The sequence below is a fragment of the Cupriavidus sp. C3SS-1 genome, assembly GCF_057073755.1.
The window spans coordinates 891,720-906,622 of the sequence record NZ_CP172699.1 but is presented as its reverse complement, the minus strand read 5'-3'; the positions used below and the strand labels follow the sequence as shown (position 1 = coordinate 906,622).

The 14,903-nt window shown below is 65.4% G+C and carries 16 protein-coding genes; 12 read left to right on the top strand and 4 right to left on the bottom strand.

The window, feature by feature from the left end:
- Window positions 1-100 precede the first annotated feature (100 nt).
- The 3 genes from ACIGJC_RS04260 (at window position 101) to ACIGJC_RS04250 (ending at window position 2,644) form a co-directional block, all read left to right on the top strand.
- A complete protein-coding gene (locus tag ACIGJC_RS04260; protein WP_483710779.1) occupies window positions 101-1,501 on the top strand; it encodes an MFS transporter in 1,401 nt (466 codons plus the stop codon).
- Between the two features lie 165 nt (window positions 1,502-1,666).
- On the top strand, window positions 1,667-2,317 hold the full coding sequence (gene upp / locus ACIGJC_RS04255) for a uracil phosphoribosyltransferase (protein WP_483710778.1): 651 nt from the start codon (window positions 1,667-1,669) through the stop codon (window positions 2,315-2,317).
- Window positions 2,318-2,461: 144 nt separating this feature from the next.
- Complete coding sequence (locus ACIGJC_RS04250; protein WP_483710777.1) at window positions 2,462-2,644, top strand: DUF3149 domain-containing protein; 183 nt, start codon at window positions 2,462-2,464, stop codon at window positions 2,642-2,644.
- A 7-nt stretch (window positions 2,645-2,651) separates the two neighbouring features.
- Here the strand turns inward: ACIGJC_RS04250 and ACIGJC_RS04245 are convergent, their stop codons facing one another.
- The gene (locus ACIGJC_RS04245) at window positions 2,652-4,178 is read right to left on the bottom strand and encodes a helicase HerA-like C-terminal domain-containing protein (protein ID WP_483710776.1); all 1,527 of its coding nucleotides are present in this window, start codon (window positions 4,176-4,178) and stop codon (window positions 2,652-2,654) included.
- Between the two features lie 197 nt (window positions 4,179-4,375).
- Between ACIGJC_RS04245 and ACIGJC_RS04240 the strand changes: the two genes are divergently transcribed.
- The 8 genes from ACIGJC_RS04240 to rng all read left to right on the top strand — a co-directional run bounded on the left by ACIGJC_RS04240 (window position 4,376) and on the right by rng (window position 11,803).
- Window positions 4,376-5,101 carry a YebC/PmpR family DNA-binding transcriptional regulator gene (locus ACIGJC_RS04240; RefSeq protein ID WP_483710775.1) on the top strand — a complete coding sequence of 242 codons (726 nt, stop codon included), beginning with the start codon at window positions 4,376-4,378 and terminating at the stop codon, window positions 5,099-5,101.
- 79 nt (window positions 5,102-5,180) lie between these two features.
- The gene (gene purD / locus ACIGJC_RS04235) at window positions 5,181-6,449 is read left to right on the top strand and encodes a phosphoribosylamine--glycine ligase (RefSeq protein ID WP_483710774.1); all 1,269 of its coding nucleotides are present in this window, start codon (window positions 5,181-5,183) and stop codon (window positions 6,447-6,449) included.
- 177 nt (window positions 6,450-6,626) lie between these two features.
- Window positions 6,627-7,538 (top strand): oxygen-dependent coproporphyrinogen oxidase, encoded by a 912-nt coding sequence (gene hemF, locus ACIGJC_RS04230; protein ID WP_483710773.1) that lies wholly within the window; start codon window positions 6,627-6,629, stop codon window positions 7,536-7,538.
- 10 nt (window positions 7,539-7,548) lie between these two features.
- Window positions 7,549-8,271 carry a nicotinate-nucleotide adenylyltransferase gene (locus tag ACIGJC_RS04225; protein ID WP_483710772.1) on the top strand — a complete coding sequence of 241 codons (723 nt, stop codon included), beginning with the start codon at window positions 7,549-7,551 and terminating at the stop codon, window positions 8,269-8,271.
- 43 nt (window positions 8,272-8,314) lie between these two features.
- Complete coding sequence (gene rsfS, locus ACIGJC_RS04220; RefSeq protein ID WP_483710771.1) at window positions 8,315-9,055, top strand: ribosome silencing factor; 741 nt, start codon at window positions 8,315-8,317, stop codon at window positions 9,053-9,055.
- Between the two features lie 45 nt (window positions 9,056-9,100).
- Window positions 9,101-9,580: a 23S rRNA (pseudouridine(1915)-N(3))-methyltransferase RlmH gene (rlmH, locus tag ACIGJC_RS04215; protein ID WP_483710770.1), complete on the top strand. Its 480-nt coding sequence runs from the start codon at window positions 9,101-9,103 to the stop codon at window positions 9,578-9,580.
- An 82-nt stretch (window positions 9,581-9,662) separates the two neighbouring features.
- The gene (locus tag ACIGJC_RS04210) at window positions 9,663-10,265 is read left to right on the top strand and encodes a Maf family protein (RefSeq protein ID WP_483710769.1); all 603 of its coding nucleotides are present in this window, start codon (window positions 9,663-9,665) and stop codon (window positions 10,263-10,265) included.
- Between the two features lie 74 nt (window positions 10,266-10,339).
- A complete protein-coding gene (rng, locus tag ACIGJC_RS04205) occupies window positions 10,340-11,803 on the top strand; it encodes a ribonuclease G (protein WP_483710768.1) in 1,464 nt (487 codons plus the stop codon).
- A 113-nt stretch (window positions 11,804-11,916) separates the two neighbouring features.
- On the opposite strand, the gene ACIGJC_RS04200 is transcribed toward rng, so the two are convergent.
- The gene (locus ACIGJC_RS04200; protein ID WP_483710767.1) at window positions 11,917-12,138 is read right to left on the bottom strand and encodes a hypothetical protein; all 222 of its coding nucleotides are present in this window, start codon (window positions 12,136-12,138) and stop codon (window positions 11,917-11,919) included.
- Window positions 12,139-12,293: 155 nt separating this feature from the next.
- Entirely contained in the window at window positions 12,294-13,394 is a 1,101-nt protein-coding gene (gene alr, locus ACIGJC_RS04195) for an alanine racemase (protein ID WP_483711461.1), read from the bottom strand.
- 342 nt (window positions 13,395-13,736) lie between these two features.
- Between alr and ACIGJC_RS04190 the strand changes: the two genes are divergently transcribed.
- Window positions 13,737-14,249 carry a hypothetical protein gene (locus ACIGJC_RS04190; protein ID WP_483710766.1) on the top strand — a complete coding sequence of 171 codons (513 nt, stop codon included), beginning with the start codon at window positions 13,737-13,739 and terminating at the stop codon, window positions 14,247-14,249.
- A gap of 28 nt (window positions 14,250-14,277) precedes the next feature.
- Here the strand turns inward: ACIGJC_RS04190 and ACIGJC_RS04185 are convergent, their stop codons facing one another.
- Window positions 14,278-14,868 (bottom strand): peroxidase-related enzyme, encoded by a 591-nt coding sequence (locus ACIGJC_RS04185; RefSeq protein WP_483710765.1) that lies wholly within the window; start codon window positions 14,866-14,868, stop codon window positions 14,278-14,280.
- Window positions 14,869-14,903: the final 35 nt, after the last annotated feature.

Below are 14,903 nucleotides of genomic sequence, written 5' to 3'. Positions count from 1 at the left end.
TCTGTCTGGACCCGCGCGGGTCCGCCCCCCTGCTTCGACAGACGTGTGCTTCCGGGTTCAGGAACCAGCCCTCTAATAGACAGTTAGACAGGTAGACAACATGTCGTCATCCATTTCATCCATGCCTTCCACGCCCCTGGCCGAAGCGTCGATCAGCGCGGCCCCGCATTCGAACGCGAGGGCTGCGAGGTCCCAGACCATCACAATCGAGGAAGGCATCCGCACCGCAGGCGTCGGCCGATTCCAGTACCGGCTGTTCGTCATCTTCGGCCTGGTCTGGCTCGCCGACGCGATGCAGGTGCTGTCGATCGGCTTTACCGCGCCTTCGATTGCCAAGACCTTCGGCATTCCGGTGCCGACGGCGCTGCAAAGCGGCACGATGTTCTTTGTCGGGATGCTGATCGGCGCATTCGTGTTCGGCCGCCTGGCCGACCGGATCGGGCGCCGCCCCGTGCTGATGATGGCGGTGGTCATCGACGCCATCTGCGGCGTCGCTTCCTCGTTCGCGCCTGAATTCCAGTGGCTGCTGGTGCTGCGTTTCCTGACCGGCATCGGCGTCGGCGGCACGCTGCCGGTCGACTACACCATGATGGCCGAGTTCCTGCCCTCCGACCGCCGCGGCCGCTGGCTGGTTCTGCTGGAGTCGTTCTGGGCCGTCGGCACGATCCTGCTCGCCGTGCTGGCACTGATTGCCGTTTCGCACGGCGATGCAGCCTGGCGCCTGATCTTCCTGGTCACCGGCATCCCGGCGCTGGTCGGCCTGATCTGCCGCTTCTACGTGCCTGAGTCTCCTCTCTACCTGAACAAGTCGGGCCGCTCGGCCGAAGCACGCGCGGTGCTGCAGCGTGTTGCCAAGGCCAATCGCGTTTCGGTTGAAATCGGCACGCTGGAGCCGCAGAAGATGGAGCGTAAGTCGGTGCTGGCGCTATTCGAGACCGGCTTCCGCCGTCGCAGCATCAGCCTGCTGGTGGCGTGGGCGCTGATCTCGATCGCCTACTACGGCGTCTTCGTCTACCTGCCGGTGAAGCTTGCCGGCCAGGGCTTCGGCTTCATGCGCGGCCAGGTCTTCCTGATCGTGCTCGCGCTGGTCCAACTGCCTGGCTTCGCGCTGGCTGCGCATGGCGTCGAACGCTGGGGCCGCAAGCCGACGCTGATCGGCTTCCTGCTGCTCAGCGCCGCGGGCTGCATGCTGTACAGCCTGGGCCAGTCGCCGACGCTGGTGGTTGGCTCCACGCTGCTGATGAGCTTTTCCCTGCTCGGGACCTGGGGCGCGCTCTACGCCTTCACGCCCGAGGTGTATCCGACCGACCTGCGCGCCAGCGGCATGGGCACGGCGGGTGCCATGGCCCGCTTTGGCGGCCTGTTCGCGCCGGCGATCGTTGCCCCGGTCATGGCCACGCATTTCACGCTGGCCCTGGTGCTGCTCTCGTCGTTCCTGGCCGTGGCGGCGCTCGCGATCTATATGGTCGACATCGAGTCGAAGAACCGCGCGCTCGACTGACAGCCGGTTAGCACGGCAGGCTCGGAAACGTAGCGACAGGCATGGGCCGCCGCAGCCGCGCGGCCGCCCGCTTCCATTACAATCGCGCTACCACGGCGCCGCGCCCCGGTCCACAAGACCGGGGCCGCCCGCTTCACCCTCTCCCGCCGAGCCTTTGCCGCCGCCATGAAACAAGACCCGCGTTTCCCCAGCCTGTACATCCTCGACCACCCGCTGATCCAGCATAAGCTCTCGCATATGCGCGACCGGGACACGTCCACGCGCACGTTCCGCGAGCTGCTGCGCGAGATCACGCTGCTGATGGGCTACGAGATCACGCGCCACCTGCCGCTGACCACGCGCCATATCGAAACGCCGCTGGTACCGCTGGAAGCGCCGGTGATCGCCGGCAAGAAGCTCACCATCGTACCGGTGCTGCGCGCCGGCGTCGGCATGAGCGATGGCCTGGTGGAACTGATCCCCTCGGCGCGGATCGGGCATATCGGCGTGTATCGCGACGATCAGCATCGCCCGGTGGAGTACCTGGTGCGCCTGCCTGACGTGGAAGACCGCAGCTTTATTCTGTGCGATCCGATGGTGGCCACCGGCTATTCGGCGGCGCATGCCGTCGATGTCCTGAAGCGCCGCGGCGTGAAGGACGACGCCATCACTTTCGTCGCCTTGGTGGCGGCCCCGGAGGGAGTGGAGGTGTTCCAGAAGGCGCATCCGAACGTGAAGCTGTTCGTCGCCTCGCTCGACAGCCACCTGGACGAACACGCGTACATCGTTCCGGGCCTCGGCGACGCGGGCGATCGTTTGTTCGGCACCAAGAACTGAATTGCAGCGGGGAGCCGCCCGCTCGCCATCCTTCCCGCTGTCGCGAGCTTGATCCTACTCAATGGCTCGCGCGGCGCCGCTCCCTACACTCGACGTCGCACCGCAAATGCGTGCAACCCGTCGAACTCTCACAGGGAGAACCGCATGGAAGCCTTCAAGATCCTCTTTACGACCAGCACCGGGCTGATGAGCCTCGGCGTCATCGTCTTTATCATCGGCATGGCGTGGTTCTTCGCGCGCCTGTTCAGCCGCAAGATGCGCGAAGACGCGGCCGCCGCGAAGGCCGCGGCGGAAAACCGGCCGGCATCGCAGACCGGCACACGCTGAGCGGCGCTTACTTCTTCTTGCCGCCGCCCAGCAGGCTGCCCAGCACGCCGCGGATCAGTTCGCGGCCGACTTGGGAGCCCACGGTACGCGCGGCCGACTTGGCCATCGATTCCAGGATGGAATCGCCCCGGCCGGTCTTGCCGGTACCCTTGGTCAGCGAGCCGAAGATCTCGCCGGCGGTACCCAGCCAGCCGCCTTCTTCGGCCGGCGCACCGGCTGTTGGCTTCTGCGCCGTGGCGCCGCCACCATTGCCCGCCGGCGCCACGCTGCCGCGCAGCTTCTCGTAGGCCGACTCGCGGTCGATCGTCTTTTCGTAAGTCCCCGCCACCAGCGACGTCGCGATCAGCTGCTTGCGTTCGTCGTCGGTAACCGGACCGATGCGGCTGCCCGGCGCCAGCACCCAGGCGCGCTCGGTCACGCCCGGCGTGCCCTTGGCATCGAGCAGCGACACCAGTGCCTCGCCCACGCCTAGTTCGCCGATAACCTTCTCCACGTCGAGCTTCGGGTTGGCGCGCATGGTGGTGGCCGCCACCTTCACCGCCTTCTGGTCGCGCGGCGTGAACGCGCGCAAGGCATGCTGCACGCGATTGCCGAGCTGGCCCAGCACCGTGTCGGGGATATCGGCCGGATTCTGCGTGACGAAGTACACGCCAACGCCCTTGGAGCGGATCAGCCGCACCACCTGTTCGATCTTGTCGAGCAGCGCCTTGGGCGCGTCGGTGAACAACAGGTGCGCCTCGTCGAAGAAAAATACGAGCTTGGGCTTGTCGAGGTCGCCGGCCTCGGGCAGCTTCTCGAACAGCTCGGACAGCATCCACAGCAGGAACGTCGCATAGAGCTTGGGCGAGTTCATCAGCTTGTCGGCCGCCAGGATGTTGACCACGCCCTGGCCCTTGTCCGTCTGGATGAAATCCTCCAGGTTCAGCATCGGCTCGCCAAAGAACACGTCCGCGCCCTGCGACTCCAGCGCAACCAGGCCACGCTGGATCGCGCCGATCGACGCCGCGGAGATATTGCCGTACTCGGTGGTGAACTGCGCCGCGTTGTCGCCAACGTGCTGCAGCATGGCGCGCAGATCCTTGGCGTCGAGCAGCAGCAGGCCATTGGCGTCGGCAATACGGAACACCAGGTTGAGCACGCCCTGCTGCGTGTCGTTCAGTTCCAGCATGCGCGACAGCAGCAGCGGCCCCATGTGCGAAATGGTGGCCCGCACCGGATGCCCCTTCTGGCCGAACACGTCCCACAACGTGGTCGGGCAACCGCCCCAGGCCGGTTCCGGCAGGTTCAGTTCCTCCAGCCGCGCCTTGAGCTTGTCCGAGGGCTGGCCCGGCATGGAAATGCCGGTCAAATCACCTTTGACATCGGCCATGAACACCGGCACGCCAAGCCGCGAAAACCCCTGCGCCAGCGTCTGCAGGGTCACGGTCTTGCCGGTACCGGTGGCGCCGGTGATCAGTCCGTGCCGGTTGCCCATCTGCGGCAGCAGGGCCAGTTCGTGCTCGGCGTTCTTGGCGATCAGGATAGGTTCGGCCATGGTGTCTTGGATCGAGAAGCGTGGCGGACGGCCACAGGCGCGGCACGGACAGGGCCGCGTGATAAAATCACGGGCTGATTATAGCCAGCAGCCGGGTGTAGCCGTCACCTGGCCGCGCGCGCTTGCACCTCGCTGTACGGCGCCCGCAAGCTGCAGCCTTCCCGCACAACCTCACGTTTTCCGCTTCGGAGAGAATCATGGCCGGTCACTCGAAATGGGCCAATATCAAGCATAAGAAGGCCGCCGCAGACGCCAAGCGCGGCAAGATCTGGACCCGCCTGATCAAGGAAATCACCGTTGCCGCCAAGCTCGGCGGCGGCGATGTCGACTCCAACCCGCGCCTGCGCCTGTCCATGGACAAGGCGATGGACGCCAACATGCCCAAGGACAACATCCAGCGCGCGATCCAGCGCGGCGTGGGTGGCCTGGAAGGCGCGAACTACGAGGAAATCCGTTACGAGGGCTACGGCCTGAGCGGCGCCGCGATCATTGTCGACTGCCTGACCGACAACCGCGTGCGCACCGTGGCCGAAGTCCGTCACGCGTTTTCCAAGCACGGCGGCAATATGGGGACCGAAGGCTCGGTGGCCTTCATGTTCACCCATTGCGGCCAGTTCCTGTTTGCCCCGGGCACGCCGGAAGACAAACTGATGGACGCCGCGCTGGAAGCGGGCGCCGACGACGTGGTCACCAATGACGACGGCTCGATCGAAGTCACCTGCCCGCCGAACGATTTTTCCGCGGTCAAGGCGGCCCTGGAAGCCGCAGGCTTCAAGGCCGAAGTGGCCGACGTGGTGATGAAGCCCCAGAATGAAGTCGAGTTCACCGGCGACGACGCGGCCAAGATGCAGAAGCTGCTGGACGCCCTGGAAAACCTCGATGACGTGCAGGAAGTCTTCACCAACGCGGTCATCGAAGAGTAAGTAGACTTAGTTAGCCCTCGGGCGGCAGCACGATCAAGCTGCCGCCTTTTTGCATGCGTATCTTTTCTGGCAGTGGATCATGAAAGTATTGGTTGTCGGCTCGGGTGGACGTGAACACGCGCTGGCCTGGAAATTAGCCCAGTCCCCCAAGATTCAGGTGGTGTACGTGGCACCAGGCAATGGCGGGACCGCGCTCGACAAGCGCCTGCAGAATGTTCCGCTGACGGATCCGCAAGTACTGGCCGCCTTTGCCGAGCGCGAAGGCGTGGCCTTCACCGTGGTCGGCCCCGAAGCGCCTCTCGCCGCCGGCATCGTGGACGTGTTCCGCGGCAAGGGCCTGCGCATCTTCGGCCCGACCCAGGCTGCGGCGCAGCTGGAGTCGTCGAAGGACTTCGCCAAGGCCTTCATGCACCGCCACGGCATTCCGACGGCGGCCTACCAGACCTTCGCCGACGCCGCCCTGGCCCACGCCTACATCGACGCGCAAGGCGCGCCGATCGTGATCAAGGCTGACGGCCTGGCGGCCGGCAAGGGCGTGGTGGTCGCCATGAGCCTGGAAGAAGCGCACGCCGCCGTCGACATGATGCTGGCCGACAACAAGCTTGGCGATGCCGGTGCGCGCGTGGTGGTCGAGGAGTTCCTGGAAGGCGAGGAAGCCAGCTTTATCGTGCTGGTCGACGGCAAGAATGTGCTCGCGCTGGCGACCAGCCAGGACCACAAGCGCCTGCTGGACGCCGACGCCGGCCCCAACACCGGCGGCATGGGTGCCTACTCGCCCGCGCCGGTGGTCACGCCGGCACTGCATGCGCGGGCGCTGCGCGAGATCATCGTGCCGACCGTGCGCGGCATGGAAAAGGACGGCATTCCGTACACGGGCTTCCTGTACGCCGGCCTGATGATCGACAAGGACGGCAACCTGAAGACGCTCGAATTCAACTGCCGCATGGGCGACCCGGAAACCCAGCCGATCATGGCGCGCCTGAAGACCGACCTGGTCGACGTGATGGACGCCGCCGTGTCGGGCAAGCTCGACGAAATCGAACTGGACTGGGACCGCCGCACCGCGCTGGGAGTCGTGATGGCAGCCCATGGCTACCCTGACTCGCCGCGCAAGGGCGACGCCATCACCGGCATCCCGGCGGAAACCGACGACAGCGTGACGTTCCATGCAGGCACGACGCTGAAGGACGGCACGCTGCTGACCACGGGCGGCCGCGTGCTGTGCGTGGTGGGCCTGGCCGATACGGTCAAGGCCGCGCAACGCGCCGCCTACGCCGCCGTGGAGCAGATCCAGTTCGATGGCATGCAATACCGTACCGACATCGGCTACCGCGCCATCAAGCGCTGACCGCCGATGTGGCGCCGCCACGAGGCCGTACCGGCCGCCGGCGGCCCGTCACGAGCGGACGGCTGGCGCCGGCGAGTGCCTCGCCAGCCGTTACAATCGTGACACACCCATGACGGCCGTGCCGGCCAGACGCCGGCACGGCCGCCCTTGCATCCGGGGCCCGCGCCCCTACCAGCCATGATCGATTCCCAGGCAGTCCGTGCCTACCTGCTCGGTCTGCAAGACCGCATCACCGACGCCGTCGCCGCCATTGACGGGCAGCCATTCCTGACCGACGCCTGGGAAAAGCCGCCCACCGAGCGCCTGCGCGGCAGTGGCCGCACCCGCATCCTGGAAGGCGGCGCCGTGATGGAGCGTGCCGGCGTGGGCTTTTCGCACGTGACCGGCGATACCCTGCCCCCATCGGCCAGCGCCAACCGGCCTGAACTGGCCGGGCGCGGCTTCGAAGCGATGGGGGTATCGCTGGTCTTCCATCCGCGCAATCCGTACGTGCCCACCGTACACATGAATGTGCGCTGCTTCATCGCCACCAAGCCCGGTGCCGATCCGGTGTGGTGGTTCGGCGGCGGCATGGACCTGACGCCGTACTACGGCAATACCGACGACTGCACCCATTTCCACCGCACCTGCAAGGCATCGCTGGCACCGTTCGGCGATGAGTTGTATCCGCGCTTCAAGCAGTGGTGCGACGAGTATTTCTTCCTGAAGCACCGCGGCGAGGCGCGCGGCATTGGCGGAGTCTTTTTCGACGACTTCCACGCCCTCGGTTTCGAACGCAGCTTCGAAATGATGCGCAGCGTCGGGGATGCCTTCCTGGATGCCTACCAGCCGATCCTGGAGCGCCGCAAGGACATGCCGTACGGCGATCGCGAGCGCGACTTCCAGGCCTACCGCCGCGGCCGCTATGTGGAATTCAACCTGGTATTCGATCGCGGCACGCTGTTCGGACTGCAGTCCGGCGGCCGCGCCGAATCGATCCTGATGTCGATGCCGCCGCAGGTGACATGGCGCTACGACTGGCAGCCGGAACCGGGCAGCGCGGAAAGCTCGCTGTACACCGACTTCCTGCCAGCGCGCGACTGGGCCTGACGGCAACTTTATGGCACATCCCAACCAAGACGCCGTGCCGGCCGCAGCAGCCGGCAAAGACGCCCGCCCCTATCGCCTGGGTATCCTGGGCGGCACTTTCGACCCGCCCCATCTCGGCCACCTGGCGCTCGCCAGCCTGTGCATCGACCATCTGGCGCTGGATGAACTGGTGTGGATCCCCACCGGCCAATCGTGGCAAAAGAGCGCTGACGTGACGCCCGCCGCGGACCGGTTCGCCATGACGGAACTTGCCGCCGCCGCGCTGACCGGCACTTCGGCAAAGATTCGCGTGAGCCGCATGGAAGTGGATCGCGAAGGACCAAGCTACACCATCGACACCGTGCGCCACCTGCGCCAGGAGTATGGCCCGCAAGCCTCGCTCTGCTGGCTGATGGGCGCCGACCAGCTCCTGCGACTGCACACCTGGCACGGCTGGCAGGAATTGTTCGCCCACGTGCACTTGTGCACCGCCACGCGCCCCGGCTTTGCTCTCTCGGAACTCGAAGGGCCGGTGCGCGAAGCGCTGGCCGCACGCCAGGCCGACACGCACCTGATACAATGCACGCCCTCCGGCCGGATGTGGATTGACCAGACCCTCGCTGTCGACTTGTCTTCCACCGGCCTGCGCCAGCGCCTGGCATCCGGCTTGCCAGCGGATGACCAACTGCCGGCTGGCGTGGCACACTACATCGCGAGCCAGGGGCTCTACCGCCCCGCATCAGGCCAGTCCTGAACTGGCCGCCCCCCCAATGAATTCAGCTGAACAAGAACGCACCATGGATATTCGCAAACTGCAACGCGCCATCGTCGACGGCCTCGAGGATGTCAAAGCGCAGGACATCAAGGTGTATGACACCAGCCACCTGACCGAACTGTTCGACCGGGTGGTGATTGCCAGCGGGACATCCAACCGCCAGACCAAGGCGCTTGCAGCGTCGGTGCGCGAGACAGTGAAGGATGCCGGCGGCCACATCATTGCGGTGGAAGGCCTGGAAACCGGCGAATGGGTGCTGGTCGACTGCGGCGATGCGGTGGTGCACATCCTGCAGCCGCAGCTGCGCATGTACTACAACCTGGAAGAGATCTGGGGCGACAAGCCGGTTCGCGTGAAGCTGGCCGCAGCCAAGGGCCTGGCCAAGGCCAGCGAGCCGATGGATGACGACGACGAAGACGCGCCGGCACCGCGCGCACGCCGCGCCACCGGCCTGCGACCGGCCCTGGCCCGCCTGCCCGAAGGCATGAAGGAACCCTCGCCGCCGATGGGTCACGAGGACACCGATCCGGACGCCATCGCGACCATCCGCAAGCCGCGCAAGACGACTGCGGGCACGAAGACCGCTGCCACCAAGACTCCGGCGACGCGCGCCGCCGCGCCGCGCAAGACGGCAGCCGGTACCCCGGCACGCAAGACCGCCACGCGTACTGCCGCGGCGAAGACCACCGCGACCAAGACCGCTGCTGCCAAGACCGGCGCCGCCAAGCCGGCCGCTCGCAAGCGCACCACGCGCTCGGCCTGAGCCTGAACATGCGCGCGCGGCTCCGTCCGCGCGGCAATGCACCCCATGCAACTGGTCATCGTCGCGGTCGGCCACAAGATGCCTGGCTGGATCGAAACCGGCTTCAGCGAGTATGCCAAGCGCATGCCGCCAGAGCTGCGCATCGAACTGCGCGAGGTCAAGCCCGAAGCCCGCTCGTCGTCGAACAACGCCGCTACCGTGATGCAGCGCGAAGCCGCTCGCATTGAGACAGTGTTGTCGTCGTTGTCGCGGCAGTGCCGCATCGTGGCACTGGACGAGCGCGGGCGCGACTTCACGACAGTGCAGCTGGCCGGCCAACTCACCGACTGGCAGCGCGAAGGCGGCGACGTTGCGTTCCTGATCGGCGGCGCCGACGGCCTCGATCCCGCATTGAAGGCGCGCGCGCAGACGCTGCTGCGGCTGTCCAGCCTGACGCTGCCGCACGGCATGGTGCGCGTGCTGCTGGCCGAACAGCTGTACCGCGCCTGGTCGGTCACGCAGAACCACCCCTATCACCGGGCCTGAGCCGGCGCCGGCAGTACAATGCGGGCCTCGGGCGGCCACTTCGGGCTTGCCTGCTCCAGAATCTCCGCTCCCTCCCGCCCCGATGCACGACTATCTTTATCTCGCCTCCCAGAGCCCGCGCCGCCGCGAACTACTGACGCAGCTTGGCGTGCGCTATGAACTGCTGCTCGCCGATGATGACGAGGACGCAGAGGCGCTGGAAGTCGTACAGCCCGGCGAAACGCCCGACGACTATGTCCAGCGCGTCTGCGCGCTCAAGGCCGAAGCCGCGCTGCGGCGCCGCGAACGGCGGGCGCTGCCCGACGCCCCCGTGCTCACGTCAGACACCACCGTGTGCCTGGGCGGTGACATCCTTGGCAAGCCCGCCGATGGCGCCGATGCCGCGGCGATGCTGTCGGCGTTGTCCGGCGCGACGCACCGCGTGCTGACCGCCGTCACCGTGGTCTCAATGCTGGGCATGCATCATGCGCTGTCGATCTCCCGCGTGACCTTCCGCGCGATGACCGCGTCCGAGATCGAGGGCTACGTGGCCAGCGGCGAGCCCCTTGGCAAGGCCGGCGCCTACGGCATCCAGGGCCGCGCGGCCGAGTTCGTCGAGCGGATCGAAGGCAGCTATTCAGGTATCATGGGCCTACCCCTGTTTGAGACGGCAGCGTTACTCAGGCAGGCCCGCCTGCGGTTCTGAACGGCATCCTCCAAGGCCCGCAAACCCGGGCAGACAATACATCGCCGGTACACCGGCAACGCGTTTCATCCGCCATGACTGAAGACATCCTCGTCAACATCACGCCACAAGAGACGCGCGTTGCCATCGTGCAGCAGGCCGCCGTCCAGGAACTGCATGTCGAGCGCACCCTGACGCGCGGACTGGTCGGCAACATCTACCTGGGCAAGGTCGTGCGCGTGCTGCCGGGCATGCAGTCGGCCTTCATCGACATCGGCCTGGAACGCGCGGCATTCCTGCACGTTGCCGATATCTGGCATCCGCGCGATCCCGACAACAAGAACGGCGCCCAGCTCGCCATCGAGAAAACCCTGTTCGAAGGCCAGGCGCTGATGGTGCAGGTCATCAAGGACCCGATCGGCACCAAGGGCGCGCGCCTGTCCACGCAAGTCAGCATTGCCGGGCGCACGCTCGTGTACCTGCCGCAGGATCCGCATATCGGCATTTCGCAGCGCATCGAGGGCGAGGTCGATCGCGAGGCCCTGCGCAGCCGCGTGCAGGGCCTGGTACCGACCGACGAGCGTGGCGGCTTCATCGTGCGCACCATCGCCGAGGAAGCCAGCGACGAAGAGCTTGGCAACGACATCGCCTACCTGCGCAAGATCTGGGCAACGATCCGCCAGAACGCCACCACCCAGCCGGCGCCGAGCCTGCTTTATCAGGACCTGGACCTGGCGCAGCGCGTGCTGCGCGACTTCATCAACGATGCCACCGGCGTGATCCAGATCGACTCGCGCGAGAACTACCAGCGGCTGGTGGAGTTCGCGCAGGAATACACGCCTGCGGTGCTGCCGCGCCTGTCGCACTACACCGGCGAGCGGCCGATCTTCGACCTGTTCAATATCGATGCGGAGATCGAAAAGGCGCTGTCGCGGCGCGTGGACCTGAAGTCCGGCGGCTACCTGATGATCGACCAGACCGAGGCGATGACGACGATCGACGTCAACACCGGCGGCTACGTCGGGGCGCGCAATTTCGACGACACGATCTTCAAGACCAACCTCGAAGCCGCGCACACCATCGCGCGCCAGCTGCGGCTGCGCAACCTGGGCGGCATCATCATCATCGACTTCATCGACATGGAGAATGTCGAGCACCGCGAAGCGGTGCTGTCGGAACTCAAGCGCGCCCTGTCGCGCGACCGCACGCGCATCACCGTCAACAATTTCTCGCAGCTCGGACTGGTCGAGATGACGCGCAAGCGCACGCGCGAATCGCTCGCGCACGTGCTGTGCGAGCAGTGCCCGGTGTGCCAGGGCAAGGGCCAGGTCAAGACGCCGCGCACGGCGTGCTACGACATCCTGCGCGAAATCATGCGCGAATCGCGCCAGTTCAATCCGCGCGAGTTCCGCATCCTGGCGTCGCAGGAAGTCATCGACCTGTTCCTGGAAGAGGAAAGCCAGCACCTGGCGATGCTGGGGGACTTCATCGGCAAGCCGATCTCGCTGCAGGTGGAATCGACGTTCCACCAGGAGCAGTACGACATCATCCTGATGTAGTCCGTCTGCCGCAGCCCTGAGGAAGGGCTGAAACAAAAAGGGTTGCAGGCAAAAGCCTGCAACCCTTTTTTGTATTGTCAGGCCCGGTAGACCGGGCCCCGGAGGCTGGTGCCTCAGTGCGGCATTTCATCGGTCGAGAAAACGTACCGGGAGCCATCCGTGTAAGTGTCGAACTTGCCACCGGCTTTTGCACCATCGGCATAGACGCTGTACTTGTCGGTACGCGCGCCGTCGGTATTCGGATCGAACTGGCCACTCCTGGCCAGAACCGGCGCGGCCGAGATGGCAGCAGCGATGGCGGTAATGACGATCAGGAGATAGCGGCTGGCGTTCATGATTTTCCTCTATGGTCACGACGCCTTTGTTTTTGGGGGTCCTGCTGCATTGCGGCATCGCGTAGACGAATACTAAGGGTTTTCCCTTGAAGTGACCAATCCCCAACGCGACAATAGCTTGTTGCAATTTTTGGAACATTGGGACGATCTGGCTGCTACAAGCCAACGACGACCGGCACCCGTGGTGCTACCGCGCACATCAGCTCATAGCCGATCGTGCCCGCCGCCGCGGCGACATCGTCGATCGGAACATGCTGCCCCCAGAGTTCGACCGGCGTGCCGACTCCGGCTTCCGGGCATTCGCTGAGATCGACCGCCAGCATGTCCATGGATATACGCCCGACGGTGCGCGTGTTCCGGTTACCGACACGAACCGGTGCGAAATGCCCTGCATGCGAAGAGCTCGTGCGCGGATAGCCATCGGCGTAGCCGCACGCGACGATGCCAATACGCTGGCGGCGCGTCGCGACATAGTGCGAACCATAGCCGACTGACTGGCCGGGCTGCAGGTCCTGCACGCCCAGTATCCGGCTGGTCAAGGTCTGCGCTGCCTGGAGGCCGGTGCCAGTCAGATCCTTCGCGCAGCCCGACGGCGCGGCGCCGTACAGCATGATGCCCGCCCGCACCCAGTCCGCATGGCAATCCGCGTGGCGCATGGTCGCCGCCGAGTTCGCGACGGAGATCTTTCCGGGCAGGTCCTGCGTGACGGCCCGGAATGTGGCGAACTGGTCCGCCACGCCGTTCTCGGTATCCGCATCCGAGAAATGACTCATGTGGGTCACCGTTTTCACCGCGGCAATATCGCTCAGGCGACGCCAGGCCGCGCTGTACTCCCCGGGATTGAAGCCCAGGCGATTCATGCCGGCATTCAGTTTCAGGCAGACATCGATCGAGCGCGGTGGCAAGCGACCATCGCGAGACGCCACCTCCAGCATCCGCAACTGCTCTTCTCCGTGGACCGCTGTGGTCAGGCGCAGCGAGGCAAGCAGCGCGATATCACTGTCATCGAAGAATCCCTCAAGCAACAGGATCGGGCCGGTCCAGCCCAGGTCACGCAGCCGGGCCGCCTCATCCAGGTCGAGCAATGCAAAACCATCGGCCGAGGTCAGTGCCGGGTAGACCCTGGCGATGCCGTGGCCGTAGGCATTGGCCTTTACCACGGCCCAGACTTTCGATGCAGGTGCCAGACGCCGTGCAATGGCGAGGTTGCTGGCGAGCGCGGACCGGTGGATGGTCAAGGAGATGGGGCGTGGCATAGGGTCGTTATCTGGATTGCCGTGGTAATGACTAGTACTGGCGATTCGCTCATATCCCGGAGCACTGACTATCGTATCGGCGTTGAAGCAGGCTTTGTTACTGAAATTCCACGAGTTTTCAGTAACAGCTTCCAAGTCCGGCAAGGGCGACAAAGCGGTCGGCGCGGCGTCAGGAACGGCTCGCCTCGCTGATGCCAGGGGTGGTGTTTCTACCTACGCGCAAGTGATCCGCATGACCCTGCGCGTTCGTTGCGATCCGCTATAACTCAGTTAACGCCGGCCCATCCAAAAGCACGGGCGGGAGCCCGCAGGTCGCTGGCGTTCTGTAGTGAGGTACCCCGGATGAAAGCCCCGCAACTGGGCCTATGTTTTTTGGCCATGTTTCTGTGCACTGCCTGCGAGCAGTTGCCGATCGCCCGGCGGTCACCTCCGCCACCGCCGTCACCCGCCGTCGCCGCAGCCCCGGCATCCGAAAGACCACTTCCCACGCCAATCGCCGCCCACGACATCAGCCTGGCCGGCACCTGCCGCCGCACCGAGGACGACGGCTTCCGCGAAGACGCGGTGATGCGCGTGGTCTCGAACGATGTGAAGTCGCTGAAATGGAAGCTGTGGGTATCCAAGCGCGGCACCTGCCAGTTCGATCTGGCAGATTTCAAGCAAGTTCAGAAGACGCCGCATATCGTGCTGCAAGCGACCGACGGCACCCAATGCGAACTGCTGATCTGGCAGGACCCACGGCGCATCACGCTCGCGCACGCCAATTGCCAGAAGCGCTGCACGCCCGGCATCTATGAGCAGGCGTGGCCGGTGCTGTTCAACCCGAATAACGGGAATTGCGCCGAGATCCGGTGAACAAGCGGCCCGGCGCGGAAGGACGCGCTTACTTGCTCTTGGGCACGCGGCCCATCAGGAAGAACTCGTCATTCGGACGCATGCTGATAGTGTTGGCCATGCGGTTCGACAAGCCGAAGAATGCCGTGATGGCGGCGATGTCCCACGCATCTTCATCGCTGAACCCGTGCTCGCGCAGCGCCGCAAAGTCGGCGTCGGCGATTTCGTGCGAGGCCTTGCAGACCTTCATCGCGAAATCGAGCATGGCGCGCTGGCGCGGCGGGATATCGGCCTTCAGGTGATTGACTGCGACCTGGTCGGCCACCAGCGGCTTTTTCTCGTAGATGCGCAGGATGGCGCCGTGCGCCACCACGCAATACAGGCACTGGTTTGCCGCCGACGTGGCCACCACGATCATCTCGCGCTCGCCCTTGGTCAGGCCGCCGTCCTTGAGCATCAGGGCGTCGTGATAGGCAAAGAAAGCGCGGAACTCGTCGGGCCGGTGTGCCAGCGTCAGGAAAACGTTCGGCACGAAACCCGCCTTGTCCTGGACTTCCAGGATGCGCTGCCGGATGTCGTCAGGCAGCGCCTTCAGTTCGGGTACGGGGTAACGGCTGATGGGATGGGCCGGGCGGGTCATCGCTGTCTCTCTCACGGTCGTTGTTGTCGCCCCAT